Raw genomic sequence first — 14,679 nt, 5'->3', positions numbered from 1 at the left:
CGACCGCCTGGGCCGGATGAGGATTCGCATCGATCAGGCAATTAGGAGCTAACGGCGTGGCGACCGCTTACGACGCCTTTCAACGCGATCAAGCCGAGCGCTTACTGCCTCTGATGAGGGTTAGCGACCCACGGCGTGTCATCGCGATGCGTGACGGTGACGAGATCACTGCAGCCCAGTTTGTCGCGCATGTCGAACAGGTCACCGCACTGCTGCCGGATGCGCCGGCGGCAGTCAATCTGTGCGAAGACCGTTACGTCTTTTTGGTCGCCTTCTGTGCCATTGCTCTGCGCGGCCAGACCAATCTCCTGCCGCCTTCACGGGCACCGCATGCGGTGGAAGAAGTGATGGTTACCCATCCGGGTTGCCACGTTGTCGGGGATCGCATGCTGGACCCAGCCCCGCATCACTATTGCGTCTTACCCATGCTCGCTGTCGATGCACAGGTGCCGGTACCCGCGAAATGGCCGTTCTTGTCGGCGCTGCAGAGTGTGGTGGTGGGTTACACCTCGGGCTCTACCGGCACACCACGCCCGAACGTAAAAACCTGGTGCAGCCTACATGCGAGCACCGCCGGTAACCTGCGCATGCTGCATCAGATGGTAGGCGATTGCTTCAGCGTGGTTGCTACCGTGCCACCGCAGCACATCTACGGCATCGAGATGTCAGTACTGCTACCCCTGCTCGGCGATGTGCGGGTGCATTCCGGGCGGCCATTCTTCCCGGCCGATATCGCCACGGCGCTCGCCCGCATGCCTGAACCCCGTGTGCTGGTCACTACGCCGGTGCATCTGCGCACACTGGTCGAATCAGGCGTGTCATTGCCGCCGCTGGCCGCAATGCTTTCCGCCACCGCACCCATGTCATGCGAGCTGGCGACACAGGCTGAGCAGCGATTCGATGCGCCTTTGCTGGAGGTGTTTGGTTCCACCGAAACGTGTGCATTCGCCTCGCGTCGTGTGACGGTGGATAGCCATTGGTCGCTTTATCGCGGCGTGCACCTGTATCCGCAACCGGATGGCACCCAGATCGAGGCGCCCCAGCTCGATACGCCGGCCGTCCTTGCCGACATCGTAACTTTGCATAACGAAGGTCGCTGCTTCGAGCTTCGCGGCCGCCACGCAGACCTGTTGGAAATTGCTGGCAAACGTGCATCGTTGGGTGACCTCACCCACCGTCTGCTTGCCATTCCCGGTGTGAAGGATGGTGTAGTGTTCCAATTGGACGATCCCGACCCCATCGGTGTGCGCCGCATTGCCGCGCTAGTCGTGGCGCCTGCACTGGAGGAGTACTTCATCCTCGATGCGCTACGTGCCTCGATCGATCCCGTTTTCCTGCCTCGTCCATTGCGCCTGGTCGATCACCTACCTCGCAACGAAACCGGCAAACTGTCGCGCGCGGACCTGCTCGACTTACTCATACGCCACGCCAGTGCCTGATCCTTGGCGATGCACTCCTTCTCTGCACGCAAGGGAGGATAGGGGTGAGGTTGCCACCAGTGCGGTAGACGCCATCCACCCAAAGCCCGCTTGATTCACCCGCTACAATAGGACGATTGCGCCTGCAAGGCGCCCGCAATCTCGGAGTCAAGGCATGAAAGTTCTGGTTATTGGCCACGGCGGTCGCGAGCACGCGCTGGCGTGGAAGCTCAAGCAATCGCGGCGCGTGAGCGAGGTGATCGTGGCGCCCGGCAACGCCGGTACCGCGCGCGAAGACGGCCTGCGCAATGCCGATGTTGCCGTGACCGATATCGAAGGGCTGCTGAAGCTGGCGAAGGCGGAAAAGGTCGAACTCACCGTGGTCGGCCCGGAAGTACCGTTGGTGGCCGGCGTGGTCGACACATTCCGAACTGCGGGCCTGCGCATCTTCGGGCCACGCGCCGTCGCCGCACAATTGGAGGGCTCCAAGGCCTTCGCCAAGGATTTCTTGCTACGCCACAACATTCCCACGGCGCGCTACGCGGTGTTCACCGAACTCAACAAGGCACTGGCTTACGTTCGCGAACATGGCGCGCCAATCGTGATCAAGGCCGATGGTCTGGCTGCAGGCAAAGGGGTCGTTGTCGCGCTCACGTTGGGCGATGCGGAGCTGGCCCTGCACGATATGCTCAGTGCGCATGCGTTCGGCGATGCATCTGCACGCGTGGTAATCGAGGAATTCCTCAACGGCGAGGAAGCCAGTTACATCGTGATGAGCGACGGCACGCATGCATTGCCCATGGCCAGCAGCCAGGACCATAAGCGCCGTGACGATAACGATCTGGGGCCCAATACGGGCGGCATGGGTGCCTATTCACCTGCACCAGTAGTTACGCCGGAAGTGGAAAAACGCATCCTCAGGGAAGTGATTGAACCTACCTTGCGCGGCATGGCTGCCGAAGGTGTGCCGTTCATCGGCTTCCTCTACGCCGGCCTGATGATCGACAAGCAAGGCGCGCCCAAGGTCATTGAATTCAACGTGCGTTTCGGCGATCCGGAAACGCAGCCGATCATGCTGCGCCTGAAGTCCGATTTCGTTGACCTGATCGAGGCAGCGCTCGATGGCGAATTGCACCACACGCACGCACAATGGGATGCGCGGCCGTCCATCGGCGTGGTGATGGCGGCCAGCGGCTATCCGGGCGAGGTGAAAAGCGGGGACCTGATCGACGGATTGGATACCGACCTTGGCACGGATGTCAAAGTGTTCCAAGCCGGCACTAAGGTCGATGCGCATGGCCGTCCGATTACGGCGGGCGGGCGCGTGTTGACCGTATGCGCACTTGGCAAGGACATTACCGGGGCACGTGAAAATGCCTACGAAGCGATCAGCAAGATTCGCTTCGATGGCGCTTTTTGCCGTCGCGATATTGCGCATCGCGCGTTGCGGCGGGGCTGACCGACACGGGCTGACCGGTCGATGGGCCGATCAGCCTTTATGTCGGGTGCGCATTCTTTAGGGATTGGCGTATCAGCCATGCATAGACGGATACATTCAATAGCAGCACGAACGCCGCCAGAAAGTACTGAATTTCACGGGTCAATCCGTTGGGGTAGATCGTCGTCAACAGATAGTGCCTGATAAAGTCGCCCTGATAAGCCGTCCATCCCGCTTGCTCGCGAAAATGGTTTTCAATGCTTGTCAGTGGGCAGATTCGTCCGCTGAGTTCCACGTAAAAGCCCCAGGCCGCTGCCGGAAGCTGGAACCAGGGAATCCAACGCCATTTCAGGGCAAGCAATGCACCCAGTGTGCAGAAGAGAATGAATCCAAGGTGTAGTGTCAATACAACATCGACGACGATGAGCGAGAGCATGGTGTCGGGTTCTAGTTGTGGTGTCTTACAAGTACCATCAAATCATTCCGAGTGGATTTCTTCGCGTTACTTGTAAGACACCACACTAGGCTTTCGCGCTAGGCTACGCGTAGTCTAGCCGCCAAGGATCCGCATGAGTCAGTTCGCTCTGTTAGGCCGTCGCCGCTTCGCGCCTTTTTTCTGGACACAGGCACTGGGGGCGTTCAATGACAGTGCATTCCGCAATGCGATGGTGATGCTGGCGGCGTTCCAGATGGGGTTGTCCGATCACGATGTCGGGCTATATACCAATCTGGCTCCGGCGCTGTTTATTCTGCCGTTCTTTCTGTTTTCCGCCACGGCCGGGCAATTGGCGGAGAAGTTCGAGAAGACGCGCATCATTCGCTTCGTGAAGGTGTTCGAAATCGCAGCGATGGTGTTGGCAGCCTACGGTTTTATCGGGCACCACCTGTCGCTGCTGCTGGCAGTGTTGTTCATGATGGGGATGCATTCGACCGTTTTCGGACCGATCAAGTACGCCATTCTTCCACAGACCCTCGATTCCACCGAGCTGGTAGGCGGTAACGGCTTGGTGGAGATGGGCACGCAGATGGCGATCCTGATCGGCATGGTGGCCGGTAACGCCCTGATGTTGATTGCGGGTATCGGTCCACATTTTTCGGCGGCATTGACGATAGGTATTGCCGTGGCCGGCTATCTGACTAGCCGCTTTATTCCGCCTGCGCCAGCGACAGCACCGAACCTTACCTTCAACTGGAATCCCTTCACCGAAACGGTGCGGGTATTGCACATCACCCATGAAGACCGGACTGTCTTCAACGCGGTGCTGGGTATTTCCTGGTTCTGGTTTTTCGGCACCGTACTGGTAGCGCAATTGCCGCTCTACACGCGCATCAATCTAGGGGGCGACGGTTCGGTCAACACGTTGGTGCTTACATTGTTTTCGATTGGCACCGGCGTGGGTGCATTGATGTGCGAAAAGATGTCAGGCAAGCGCGTGGAAATTGGCTTGGTGCCGCTGGGCGCATTCGGCCTTACGGCGTTTGGCATCGACCTATTCCTGGCGCGTCCCGGTGCTGCGGCCGTGCGCGGACTGGATTGGCTGGCTTTTTTGCATGCGGCAGGAAGTTGGCGCATCGTGCTGGACCTCATTTTGATTGGCGTGTTTGCGGGCTTTTATGTGGTGCCGCTGTTTGCGTTTGTGCAGTCACGTACGCCGCGCGATCGGTTGTCGCGCGTGATTGCGGGCAACAATATCCTCAATGCGTTGTTGATCGTGATGGCGTCGGTCTTCGGTCTGGGGCTGGATATGCTGGGCCTGGGTGCGCCGCAGATTTTCCTGATGGCAGCCATACTCAATGTCATCGTTGCTGCCTACATCTTCACGCTCGTCCCCGAATTCCTGATGCGTTTCATCACCTGGATCCTGGTGAATACGCTGTATCGCATCCGCGTCGATGGTATGCAGAATCTGCCGGAGGAGGGGTCAGCCTTGTTGGTTTGCAATCACGTGAGCTTTATGGATCCGTTGATCCTCATGGCAAACTTGCGTCGGCCTGCGCGCTTTGTGATGTATTACAAGATTTTCCACATTCCGATACTGCACTTCGTCTTCAAGACAGCAAAGGCCATTCCGATAGCAGGGAAGAAAGAAGATCCGGCGGTGCTGCACAAAGCATTTGAGGATGTGGATGCTGCACTGGCTCGCGGCGAGCTGGTATGCATTTTTCCTGAAGGCGGCTTGACCAAGGATGGCAACATCGCACCGTTTCGTCCGGGGGTGGAAAAGATACTGGCGCGTCGTCCGGTACGGGTGGTGCCGATGGCCTTGCGCGGACTATGGGGTAGTGTGTGGAGCCGTCGCGATTCGATGCTACGACGCGCACGCCTGCCACGCCGTTTCCGTGCGCGTGTCGAATTGGTGGTGGACGCGCCGAGGCCTGCGGAGCAAGTCGATGCGGCGGCGCTGCAGGATCGCGTGCAGGTGTTGCGGGGTGATATGGCGTGAACGGGAGGCGTAAAGTGAAGCGCCTCAGGTCTTGTCTGTCACAACTCCCCATTCCCCATTTACGATTCCCGGCCTTTAATGCAGCCAACCGCCCATCACAATTAGCGCGACGACGCTCAACCACGCCAGTAAGGCGCGCAAGAGCGCATCACGCAAACGACGCAATTCGTGCAATGAGTCGGTGCGCTCTTCGGTGTAGCCGTCGCCACCTTCAATATCGGTAAGCACATCGGCGCGTGCGGCGGCGCCGAGGAAGCCGGGATTGGAGAGATACCAGCTATTCGGAGCGGCCTGCTGATGCCAGCGGCGCCATGCGCCGATGACGGCATCCCAGTGACCTACCAGGGCCAGCGTGAACACCATCAACTGTGCGGGCATCCAGTCGAGGGCATTGGCAAGGTAGCGTGCGCAGGTGCGTGCCCTGGTGTCGAGAGCCAGCGAACTATCGTGTCCAAGCTGGCGCGAGAGCCGATAGAGCAATGCACCGATCGGTCCCAGCAGGAAAAACCAGAAAAGCACGCCAAATCGGCGACGCAGAGCCGCGTAGGCAGTGGCTTCGCCAAGATCAGCCGTGGTCCAGGCCACGGTCTCGCAATCGCCACACAAGGCTTGTGCTGCAGCTTCGCGGCCCTGCTGGTCGGGCGCTTTGAGGATGGTTTCGATATCCGCTTCATAAGCATGCGGGCCGAACGAGAACAACAGCACTGCCAGTCCGAACACTAATTGCAGCAGTGCGGCTAGTGGTGTGCGATGCAACATCCAGACGACCAGTGCACACGCCGCAACGGGGACCAGCACCGTAAACAGTACGCGAGCGGCGCCACTGATGTCGGCGAGCTGATTTACCCAGCGACGGAAGCCTGCATCGCCACGCCAATGCGCGAGCTGTGGCTGCAGGTGCAGCAGTCCAAGAGCGATCAGCGCGGCAAGCAGGCGAATGGCCATGAAAACGGGCTCCGTAGGATGACGCATTGTATGCGAGTGATGGGAGCCCGTTCACGAGCCCATCGTTTTTTCGCCCCCATGCGGGCTACTTCAGTGCGTGCGCTCCACCAGTGAGTCCAGGTCCAATCCCGCGCGCTCCCGCAGCCAATGGGAGATCAATTGATAGGATACGGAGAGCCGGGATGGCGTGCCGAGAGTTCCATCGGCGAGACCTTCTACGATTTGCCGTGGCGTATACCAACGGGCGTCTTCCAGCTCACCGTCGCGCAGGCGGATCGCGGACGACACGGCATGGGCGATAAAACCCACCATCAGCGAGGCCGGCAATGGCCATGGCTGCGAAGAGTGATAGTGCACATCGCCGACAATCACGCCGGATTCTTCGGCGACTTCGCGGCGAACCGCATCTTCCAATGCTTCACCCGGTTCGATGAAGCCGGCCAGCGTGGAATAGCGACCGGGCGGCCAGCCGGCCTGACGGCCAAGCAGGCAAGCGCCTTCGTATTCCACGAGCACGATGATCGCAGTGTCGGTGCGTGGAAAGTGCAGCCGGCCGCAAGCTGGATGAGTGCATTGCGCGCGATGCCCCGACGACACAAGTCGCACTGGCGAACCGCAGCGCGAGCAGAAGCGTGCCTCGCGCTGCCAATGAGAAAGTCCCTTGGCATACGCAAACAGGCCGGCTTCATAGGCAGGCAGGCGCAGGCCCGCTTCGCGCAGGCCCATGCGACGGGCGTTGAGTGCGGACTCCAATGCGGCATGATCATGGCGCTCATCCAGCACCAGCATGAAATGCGGTTGTCCTTCGGCGATGCCGAGCAGGCTCCACGATGCATCGGGCAACAGATGCGCGCGTTCGCGGGCATCGAGCCAGCGCAGGTTTTCGTCGTGGCGATGCAGATAGGCATCGCCGGCGGGATCAAGCAGCAGGTAGCGCGCATCCGGCGAATCGGCTTTTGCAGTCACCCACTCACTGATATCGCGTTGTTCGGAAACGCGATCGAGTATCAGGCTGAGTCCCGCGAAGGTATTGAGGTTCGTCGCGGCCATCCGTGTCGGTAACCAGACTCTTAGGTTGAGAAGGATGAGCCGCAGCCGCAGGTGGTCTTGGCGTTGGGGTTGCGAATGACGAACTGCGAACCGCTGAGATTCTCGGTGTAATCGATCTCGGCACCGGTGAGGTATTGCAACGACAAGGGGTCGACTAGCAGGGTGACGCCTTCGCGATCAAGCGCGAAATCGTCCTCGGCACGGGTTTCGTCAAAAGTGAATCCGTACTGGAAGCCTGAGCACCCGCCGCCGGTGATGTATACGCGCAGTTTCAGATCAGGATTACCTTCTTCCTGGATCAGCTCATGCACTTTGCGTGCGGCAGCCTCGGTGAAGACCAGTGGGGCGCCGGCTTGGCGGTAATCGGGGATAGCGACGATGGTTTCCATAGCGCGGAAATGGGGTTGATGCGATGCAGACTCAAGCATATCAGCAGCCAGCCCTGATCCGTCGGCGCAACCCGTCATGAATTCAGGCTGTTGCGGGTGCAGCTCGGAGCGTACTTCAGGCGCTGGCAGCTCGCGCTGAAGGTGATCCTCGCCCTGATGCGCCATGCGGCCGTTCACCTGTGCGTCGTGTGCCGTGTGACGCAGGCAAGACGACCGTCTTGCCAAGCTGCGCGGCACAGCCTGCGGGCCTTCCAGGTGTCATGACGACGGCGATACTTATTCAGCGTTGCCTTTAGCTTAGCTTTCCATCTTCGACTGCAGATAACGCTCTGAGCCGATGTCCTTGACCAGGCTGAGTTGCGTTTCCAACCAGTCGATATGCTCTTCTTCGTCGTGAAGAATGTTCTTGAACAAGTCGCGGCTGACGTAATCGGCAACGCTTTCGCAATGCGCAATGGCATGGCGCAGGTCTTTGGTGGCAGCCAGCTCCAGATCGAGATCGCCCAGGATGCATTCGAGCACGTTCTCGCCGATGCGCAGTTTGCCCAGATGCTGCAAATTGGGCAGGCCCTCCAGGAACAAGATGCGCTCGATCAGGTGATCGGCGTGCTTCATCTCGTCGATGGATTCCTTGTACTCGTGCTCGGCCAACTCCGCATAGCCCCAATTCTTGAACATGCGGTAATGCAGAAAATACTGATTGATGGCGGTCAGTTCGTTGTAGAGCACCTTATTGAGGAACTCGTTGACCTTGGTGTCACCCTTCATGGCTGCTCTCCGTACGTTGGCTGAGGTCGAACTATACGGATTCCCGGTGAGTCATGTAGGTAATGCGAACCGTTCGCGCATGCAAAAACGCCACCGAAAAATCGATGGCGTTCTATCGATCTATCGATGGGTAGGCAGGAGGTGAATTAGGCCGCGACCAGGGTAGGTAGATCGATTGTTACCTGCACCACCGCTTCATTCAGTGTGGTGCGCGCATCGGCTTCGCAGCAGCCGCAGCAGTCCGAACAGCCGGTGCGGGCTTGCAGCTCGGCAAAAGTCCGTACGCCATCGGTCGCAGCGCGACGGATATCGTGATCGGTAATGGCGTTGCACAGGCAGATGTACATAACGCGTATTTCAACGCGAATGCGAATGATTGTCAACAAGTGTTCAATTAAGGGGGATCCTGCCACTCAGGTGGCCTGCCGTCGACTGCGGCTGCCGCGCGATTGGGGTTGGGGGCCCAGTTCAATGCTCAGCATGGCCTCTACCAGAGGGGCAAAATGGCGTAGAGCCCGGTGGTAGACATCGCGTTTGAAGTTCACCACGTGGGCTGCCGGGTACCAGAAATCCACCCACCGCCAGAGGTCGAATTCCGGCTTGTCGCAGGCGTCCAGGCAGAGCGCATCCTCGCCACCAACCAGCTTCAGCAGGAACCAGACCTGCTTCTGGCCGATGCAGGTGGGCTGCTGTTGGTGCCGGATATAGCGGCTGGGCAGCTTGTAACGCAACCAGCCACGAGTGCTAGCTAATACTTCCACATGCTCGGGAGCAAGGCCGGTTTCTTCTTCCAGCTCACGGTACATGGCCTCCAGCGGAGTCTCATCACTGCGCATGCCGCCCTGGGGAAACTGCCAACCGTCGCGATGGACGCGACGCGCCCAGAACAGCCTGCCGTCTGCATTCAGCAACACAATGCCAACATTTGGACGGTAGCCATCAACGTCGATCATCCAGCCTCCTCGGGCCATGTCAGCGCTGTTCGCGAGCGAACCACGCATGTGACCCGAGATCGATTCAACCACAGCCTACAAAGTCGGAGCAAGCCAAACCCTTGAACCGCAAGGGCAACACGATTAAACTACCGCGCCCCGCCTGAATCCAGCCGATCCGGACCGAACCCAGGCGTACGCCCCTTAGGCTATGTAGCTCAGCCGGTTAGAGCACAGCACTCATAATGCTGGGGTCGGTGGTTCAAGTCCACCCATAGCCACCATACTTCCATCCAAACACGTCCAGTCAAGCTCCAGAAACCGCAGTCTACCAAGGGCTTCGGGAAATTTGCTGTTTCATGTCATTCAATGACTCCAGGGTCGATAGGGTGGACGTTGGCCGTGCCGTCATGGCAAACACCGCTGCCAACGCCTCATCCGCCGGCAACGGCGTTTGCGTATCCAGCCAGCCATGCTGTTGAGCGAGCGTGCGCACCGCCGCTGCTTTGGCTCGCCCCATCAGCCCGCTACGGGCAATGTCACGATCCGAATCTCCCTGCCACATGTGCAGCAGCACTTGTCGATACTGATACATCTCGAAACTCCTCTTGCTCATGCCACCCTGCGTATTCCGACGCAAATCGGCCACTGATTCCGAGCTAAATCGGCCACCCGTTCCGACGTAAATCGGCCCCCCATTCCGAGCCAAATCGGCCACCCTGCCAACGTCATGCGTGGACCCCTGATCGGGCACGCTCGCCCGCTTTTCCCCAGCGAGCAGAGCGATGCCCAAAGCGAGGTTGTCCATGCGCAAGATTCGAGAAGTTCTCCGGCTCACCGCGGCCGGCCTATCCGCCCGCCAGGTGGCAGCCAGCGTCAAGCTGGCGCGCAGCACCGTGGCCGATTACCTGCGCCGCGCGCAAGCCGCTGGCGTCCATTGGCCGCTCCCCGAGGAGGTGGACGAAGACACGCTGTGGGATCGGCTCTATCCGCCGACCGTGTCGGCTGAGCAGGCTCACCAACCACTCCCCGACTGGCCTCGTATCCACTACGAACTGACGCGCAAAGGCGTCACGCTGATGCTGTTGTGGGAGGAGTACAAAGCCCATCACCCCGACGGTTATCAGTACAGCCGTTTTGCCGATTTGTACCGGCAATGGGCCAGCAAGCAGGACGTGGTGCTTCGCCACGTCCATGTGCCGGGCGACAAGCTGTTTGTCGACTACGCGGGACACACGCTGGACATCATCGACCGTCGCACCGGCGAGCTGCGTCCGGCACAAATCTTTGTGGCCGTGCTCGGGCATTCAAGCTACACCTATGCCGAGGCCACCTGGACCCAGAGCGTGCCTGACTGGCTGGCCTCGCACGTGCGGGCACTGGAATTCATCGGTGGTGTGCCGCGCGCGATCGTGCCCGATAACCTCAAGGCCGGCGTGACCAAAGCACATCGCTACGATCCGGATATCAATCCGTCGTATCAGGATCTGGCCGAGCACTACGCCACCACGGTGCTGCCGGCACGGGTGAGAAAGCCGCGCGACAAGGCCAAGGCCGAAGTGGGCGTGCAGGTGGTGGAACGGCGGATTCTGGCGCCGCTGCGCGAACAATCCTTGTTCTCGCTCAACGAGGCCAACGCAGCCATCCGCCCATTGTTGGATGAACTGAATCGGCAACCCTTTCAGAAGCGCGAGGGAAGCCGTCTGAGCGTATTCGAGGCGATCGAACGAGCAGCGCTGCAACGGCTGCCTGCCACGCGCTACGAATACGCCGAATGGAAGAAGGCCAAGGTGCACCTGGACTACCACGTCGAGGTGGATCGGCATTACTACTCGGTGCCGCATACCCTGACGGGCCGCGTGGTGGACGTGCGTTTGTGTGCCTCCACCGTGGAAATCTTTCTGCGCGGCACGCGCGTCGCCGCGCATACGCGCTCCACGATGCGCGGCGGTTTTACGACCTGCCCGGCGCATCGCCCGAAGAGCCATCGCGCGGTCACGGAGCTGACGATCGAGCAGTTGTTTGCACGTGCCGAAACCATCGGGCCGAACGTCGTCGGCGTGCTGAACATGCAAGTCAACATGCGCAAGCATCCCGAATATGCGTTGCGCGCATGCCTGGGCATTTTGCGCTTGGCCAACGACTTCTCGCCGCTGCAACTGGAGGCAGCCTGCAAGCAGGCGCTGGCGCACAACAGCACCAGTTACCGCGCCATTCGTGCGCTGATCAAGCACACCCTTCCGCAAACCGAATTGACACTTTCCCTGCCCGAGCACGACAACGTGCGCGGCGCGTCCTACTACCACTGACGGAGACCACGATGGTGCTACATCCCTTGATCGAACAACTGCAATCCTTGCGTTTGCGCGGCATGGCCGCCGCCCTGACGCAGCAACTGGCATCTACCCAAGCCGACCATTTGCCCTTCGAGGACCGCCTGGCCCTGTTGGTTCAGCACGAGATGGCCGACCGCGATACGCAGCGCCTGCATCAGCGTTTACGCTGGGCCAAACTCGGACAGAGCGCCACCCTGGAAGACCTCGATACACGCATCGCACGGGGGCTGGACAAGTGCTTGATCGCCAAACTCGCCACGCTGACGTGGATCAAAGAGCACCTGAACGTGCTGATCACCGGACCGACCGGTGTCGGCAAGAGTTATCTCGGGTGTGCGCTCGCTCAAGCGGCCTGTCGGGCAGATTACTCGGTGCGCTACTTCCGCCTGCCACGATTGATCGATGAACTGACCAAGGCACACGCCGAATCACGTCGTAGCGCTTACTTCCGCTCGCTCGCCAAGGTCGACGTGATCGTGCTCGATGACTTTGCCCTGGCACCGCTGACCGACCTCAATCGGCGCGACCTGCTGGAAATCCTCGACGATCGCTACGACAAGAAATCCACCCTCATCACCAGTCAGTTGCCGGTCGAGCAGTGGCATGCGTACCTGGGCGACCCCACCCTCGCCGACGCCATCCTCGATCGCCTCGTCCATAACAGCTACCGACTCGCCCTCACCGGCGAGTCCATGCGCAAGCGCGCTCCGGCCACGGTGGCCTCGACCCGCTCCGTCACCCCATAATCCACCCACCCCGCGCACGGCCTTTGCCGGGGTGGCCGATTAACCTCGGAAGACCCGGCCGATTTGGCTCGGATCAGGTGGCCGATTTGCGCTGGAATGAGTGGCCGATTTCGTCGGAATACGCACCACCCTCCGCGTTGGAATCGCACGGAGGGTAGCGGCGGGTGGGAGTTCGAGTCCCTGGGCCGACGATGGCCGGGCTCGAATGGGGCAGTCAGTGACAACAGCGCCGTGTCAGGTGGTCGAACAGGGCGCGCTTATGCGGCAGCAGCCGATCCAAGCAGCGTAAGCGGTCAGCCAGCGACGTCCTTGACCTGCATGGAGGCGTGACGTAGGTCGGAGCACATCGGTTGCTGTGCGAACAGGTTTTTCCACAGGCGAGGCGTCAGCTCGTGCACACGCGCGCTTGGATGTGTGCCGACGCGTTGCAGTACGTCGACGAGATAGTCATACGGATCCACAGGCACGAATGGAGGCTAGCTGCGCCGTGTAAATCGGCTTGAGCAAGTGCAGTGCTTGCCGGATCAGTTGGGTCAGCCACGCGCGACTGACGCGGATGCCGCTATCGCGAAGGTGCTGCCATTGCCGGTGCAGCGGCTGGTGCTAGACGAACTTGTCCACCGTCATGCCGACGATAAAGGTGACGTCAGCGCGACTGCCTTCGATCACGCCCGTCGGTGCAGGCGGACAGGACAATGCTTGCGTGTCGTGACGCTTGATGACCTGGCGCAGATAGCGCAACACCACGTAGCTGGCCGGACGCATGGCCAGTCGATAACTGACCTTCTCGCTGATGACCTCATAGTCGTCCGGCAACATCCCTTCGGCGTCGGGATCGGGTACCTGGATGGTTTCGACCGGGACACGAGCCTCGTCGAAGAGCAACGTCGACTCATCGCTATCGCCACCGGGCGATTTGGGCTTGCGCGCACGCTCATGTGCGGACACCTTGGTCTTGACGGTATCGGCAAGAGGTTCAGGAGTGGCGGCAAAGGGTTCACCCAGCGTGCCTTGCACCGCCGGATCGAAACGCTTGCGCACGCGGCGTGGTTCGATGCCCTCCAACATCAGCTTCAACGCTGTCCAATCCAACTCGCGTGTCTGCATCGAACGCCAGTCGCTCAGTAGCCGGCCACGCTCCAGTCGCTTGGACCAGATGCACCAACCGGTGCGATCAAAATACAGCACCTTGATCTGATTGGCGCGCCGGTTGATGAAGGCAAACAGGTGGCCACTCAACGGATCTTGTGGCATGCGTTGGCGGATCAACGCGTACAAGCCATCGTAAGATCGGCGCATATCGACCGGCTCGCCATACAGAAATATCCGGACCTGGCCTTCGGGGAAAAACATCAGTGCCTCGCGATCGTCAGCACCAGGCCACCGCCCAGATCGAATCGAATCTCCAGGCCGGGCGCCCTCGGAGCCGATGATGCGAGCGTGCATAGGTCCAGGAAGGGAACGGATCTTTCTTCCTTGACCAAGGGCTTGTCACGTTGCTTCAAGCGCTGGTGCCACGGGTAGAAACTCCAGGCCGATATCCCTTCGGCTCGGCAGAAATCCGCTGCCTTCTTCCCACTTGCTTCGTAGTGTTGAAGCCGATCGCGCCACATCGCTTCGTGTTGAAGCGTCGCTTCCGTCTTTGTCCGCTTGCCCATGTCGGTCTCCGCTGTGATGAAGGGGAGACCACTGTGGCCGCGGATGGCCGCTTCTTCTATAACGCCGCTGAGTTAGCGCTTACGTTCAAATTGAACACGACCAACTGGGTAGCTCGTGGCGGCCGCGGGCCCAAAGATACGGCTCGTCACTCAGACTGTCGTTTCACCGAACTTTCATCCTGTCTCGCCAATATTGTGCTGACGTAGCGCTCGATAAAAGCGGTGCACGTATCGCTATCTGCAAAAACTGTTTCGAGTGGGTTATTTCATCACTCCGCCTTATCCATGCCGTTGTGCGTGGATCACCAAGCATGAACGCCAAAACGGGCTTGCGTCGTCTAAAGGCGATGTTCTTTACCGTCTTTGAACCGCCGGCTGCATTAGGGGTACATGGCGGCTATCGATGGTAGGCACGGCCACAGACAAGGTGAAGAGGCAAGGTCGCCACTACACGCGGTTTTGCCCCTTCGGGCCTCTGTAACGTGTTGATCTCCCTCGCGGCGTATGCTGCCGAACTCAGAAAAATTGGAGGCCCGTTGCGAAAGTCGGGCTAAC

General features: G+C 59.8%; 15 protein-coding genes, 1 tRNA gene and 2 pseudogenes. 6 read left to right on the top strand and 12 right to left on the bottom strand.

Annotation, left to right across the window (positions count from 1 at the left end; genetic code table 11):
- Positions 1-56 precede the first annotated feature (56 nt).
- Both EO087_RS12465 and purD read left to right on the top strand, forming a co-directional pair.
- Positions 57-1,439 (top strand): AMP-binding protein, encoded by a 1,383-nt coding sequence (locus tag EO087_RS12465; RefSeq protein WP_128899141.1) that lies wholly within the window; start codon positions 57-59, stop codon positions 1,437-1,439.
- Between the two features lie 154 nt (positions 1,440-1,593).
- Positions 1,594-2,877, top strand: a complete 1,284-nt coding sequence (purD, locus tag EO087_RS12460; protein ID WP_128899140.1) for a phosphoribosylamine--glycine ligase — start codon at positions 1,594-1,596, stop codon at positions 2,875-2,877.
- Positions 2,878-2,914: 37 nt separating this feature from the next.
- On the opposite strand, the gene EO087_RS12455 is transcribed toward purD, so the two are convergent.
- On the bottom strand, positions 2,915-3,292 hold the full coding sequence (locus EO087_RS12455; RefSeq protein WP_128899139.1) for a DUF2784 domain-containing protein: 378 nt from the start codon (positions 3,290-3,292) through the stop codon (positions 2,915-2,917).
- A gap of 133 nt (positions 3,293-3,425) precedes the next feature.
- Here EO087_RS12455 and EO087_RS12450 point away from each other — a divergent pair, with 133 nt between their 5' ends.
- Positions 3,426-5,300, top strand: a complete 1,875-nt coding sequence (locus tag EO087_RS12450) for an MFS transporter (RefSeq protein WP_128899138.1) — start codon at positions 3,426-3,428, stop codon at positions 5,298-5,300.
- 75 nt (positions 5,301-5,375) lie between these two features.
- On the opposite strand, the gene ampE is transcribed toward EO087_RS12450, so the two are convergent.
- The 6 genes from ampE to EO087_RS12420 all read right to left on the bottom strand — a co-directional run bounded on the left by ampE (position 5,376) and on the right by EO087_RS12420 (position 9,405).
- Positions 5,376-6,245: a regulatory signaling modulator protein AmpE gene (gene ampE, locus EO087_RS12445; protein WP_128899137.1), complete on the bottom strand. Its 870-nt coding sequence runs from the start codon at positions 6,243-6,245 to the stop codon at positions 5,376-5,378.
- A 90-nt stretch (positions 6,246-6,335) separates the two neighbouring features.
- Entirely contained in the window at positions 6,336-7,295 is a 960-nt protein-coding gene (nudC, locus tag EO087_RS12440; RefSeq protein ID WP_128899136.1) for an NAD(+) diphosphatase, read from the bottom strand.
- Positions 7,296-7,315: 20 nt separating this feature from the next.
- Complete coding sequence (gene erpA, locus EO087_RS12435) at positions 7,316-7,684, bottom strand: iron-sulfur cluster insertion protein ErpA (RefSeq protein ID WP_128899936.1); 369 nt, start codon at positions 7,682-7,684, stop codon at positions 7,316-7,318.
- A gap of 297 nt (positions 7,685-7,981) precedes the next feature.
- Positions 7,982-8,452 carry a bacterioferritin gene (gene bfr / locus EO087_RS12430; protein WP_128899135.1) on the bottom strand — a complete coding sequence of 157 codons (471 nt, stop codon included), beginning with the start codon at positions 8,450-8,452 and terminating at the stop codon, positions 7,982-7,984.
- A 146-nt stretch (positions 8,453-8,598) separates the two neighbouring features.
- The gene (locus EO087_RS12425) at positions 8,599-8,799 is read right to left on the bottom strand and encodes a (2Fe-2S)-binding protein (RefSeq protein WP_128899935.1); all 201 of its coding nucleotides are present in this window, start codon (positions 8,797-8,799) and stop codon (positions 8,599-8,601) included.
- Positions 8,800-8,865: 66 nt separating this feature from the next.
- The gene (locus tag EO087_RS12420; protein WP_128899134.1) at positions 8,866-9,405 is read right to left on the bottom strand and encodes an RNA pyrophosphohydrolase; all 540 of its coding nucleotides are present in this window, start codon (positions 9,403-9,405) and stop codon (positions 8,866-8,868) included.
- A 186-nt stretch (positions 9,406-9,591) separates the two neighbouring features.
- Between EO087_RS12420 and EO087_RS12415 the strand changes: the two genes are divergently transcribed.
- Positions 9,592-9,668 (top strand) — tRNA-Met (locus tag EO087_RS12415).
- 44 nt (positions 9,669-9,712) lie between these two features.
- On the opposite strand, the gene EO087_RS16480 is transcribed toward EO087_RS12415, so the two are convergent.
- A complete protein-coding gene (locus EO087_RS16480) occupies positions 9,713-10,000 on the bottom strand; it encodes a hypothetical protein (protein WP_205744361.1) in 288 nt (95 codons plus the stop codon).
- A gap of 169 nt (positions 10,001-10,169) precedes the next feature.
- On the opposite strand from EO087_RS16480, the gene istA reads away from it, so the two are divergent.
- A complete protein-coding gene (istA, locus tag EO087_RS12405; protein ID WP_128897578.1) occupies positions 10,170-11,693 on the top strand; it encodes an IS21 family transposase in 1,524 nt (507 codons plus the stop codon).
- Between the two features lie 11 nt (positions 11,694-11,704).
- On the top strand, positions 11,705-12,466 hold the full coding sequence (gene istB, locus EO087_RS12400; protein WP_128897577.1) for an IS21-like element helper ATPase IstB: 762 nt from the start codon (positions 11,705-11,707) through the stop codon (positions 12,464-12,466).
- A 293-nt stretch (positions 12,467-12,759) separates the two neighbouring features.
- On the opposite strand, the gene EO087_RS12395 is transcribed toward istB, so the two are convergent.
- From EO087_RS12395 to EO087_RS16290, 4 genes and pseudogenes are all read right to left on the bottom strand, one after another.
- Positions 12,760-12,927 carry a transposase domain-containing protein gene (locus tag EO087_RS12395; RefSeq protein WP_343133216.1) on the bottom strand — a complete coding sequence of 56 codons (168 nt, stop codon included), beginning with the start codon at positions 12,925-12,927 and terminating at the stop codon, positions 12,760-12,762.
- 1 nt (position 12,928) lies between these two features.
- A pseudogene (locus EO087_RS12390) lies at positions 12,929-13,345 on the bottom strand (transposase); the annotation flags it as partial.
- 216 nt (positions 13,346-13,561) lie between these two features.
- Positions 13,562-13,765, bottom strand: a pseudogene (gene tnpB, locus EO087_RS16805) (IS66 family insertion sequence element accessory protein TnpB); the annotation flags it as partial.
- Positions 13,766-13,818: 53 nt separating this feature from the next.
- Entirely contained in the window at positions 13,819-14,124 is a 306-nt protein-coding gene (locus tag EO087_RS16290) for a hypothetical protein (protein WP_164931833.1), read from the bottom strand.
- Positions 14,125-14,679 lie beyond the last annotated feature (555 nt).

Source organism: Dyella sp. M7H15-1, assembly GCF_004114615.1.
In the GTDB taxonomy this organism is placed as follows: Bacteria; Pseudomonadota; Gammaproteobacteria; order Xanthomonadales; family Rhodanobacteraceae; genus Dyella_B.
The sequence above is the reverse complement of the archived record's forward strand: the minus strand, read 5'-3'. Positions and strand labels throughout refer to the sequence as shown.

Excerpts from the sequence above, each read along its gene's own strand:
- purD (WP_128899140.1), top strand. The coding sequence starts at position 1,594 with ATGAAAGTTCTGGTTATTGGCCACGGCGGTCGCGAGCACGCGCTGGCG.
- EO087_RS12455 (WP_128899139.1), bottom strand. The coding sequence starts at position 3,292 with ATGCTCTCGCTCATCGTCGTCGATGTTGTATTGACACTACACCTTGGA.
- EO087_RS12450 (WP_128899138.1), top strand. The coding sequence starts at position 3,426 with ATGAGTCAGTTCGCTCTGTTAGGCCGTCGCCGCTTCGCGCCTTTTTTC.
- ampE (WP_128899137.1), bottom strand. The coding sequence starts at position 6,245 with ATGGCCATTCGCCTGCTTGCCGCGCTGATCGCTCTTGGACTGCTGCAC.
- nudC (WP_128899136.1), bottom strand. The coding sequence starts at position 7,295 with ATGGCCGCGACGAACCTCAATACCTTCGCGGGACTCAGCCTGATACTC.
- erpA (WP_128899936.1), bottom strand. The coding sequence starts at position 7,684 with ATGGAAACCATCGTCGCTATCCCCGATTACCGCCAAGCCGGCGCCCCA.
- bfr (WP_128899135.1), bottom strand. The coding sequence starts at position 8,452 with ATGAAGGGTGACACCAAGGTCAACGAGTTCCTCAATAAGGTGCTCTAC.
- EO087_RS12425 (WP_128899935.1), bottom strand. The coding sequence starts at position 8,799 with ATGTACATCTGCCTGTGCAACGCCATTACCGATCACGATATCCGTCGC.
- EO087_RS12420 (WP_128899134.1), bottom strand. The coding sequence starts at position 9,405 with ATGATCGACGTTGATGGCTACCGTCCAAATGTTGGCATTGTGTTGCTG.
- EO087_RS16480 (WP_205744361.1), bottom strand. The coding sequence starts at position 10,000 with ATGAGCAAGAGGAGTTTCGAGATGTATCAGTATCGACAAGTGCTGCTG.
- istA (WP_128897578.1), top strand. The coding sequence starts at position 10,170 with ATGCCCAAAGCGAGGTTGTCCATGCGCAAGATTCGAGAAGTTCTCCGG.
- istB (WP_128897577.1), top strand. The coding sequence starts at position 11,705 with ATGGTGCTACATCCCTTGATCGAACAACTGCAATCCTTGCGTTTGCGC.
- EO087_RS16290 (WP_164931833.1), bottom strand. The coding sequence starts at position 14,124 with ATGGGCAAGCGGACAAAGACGGAAGCGACGCTTCAACACGAAGCGATG.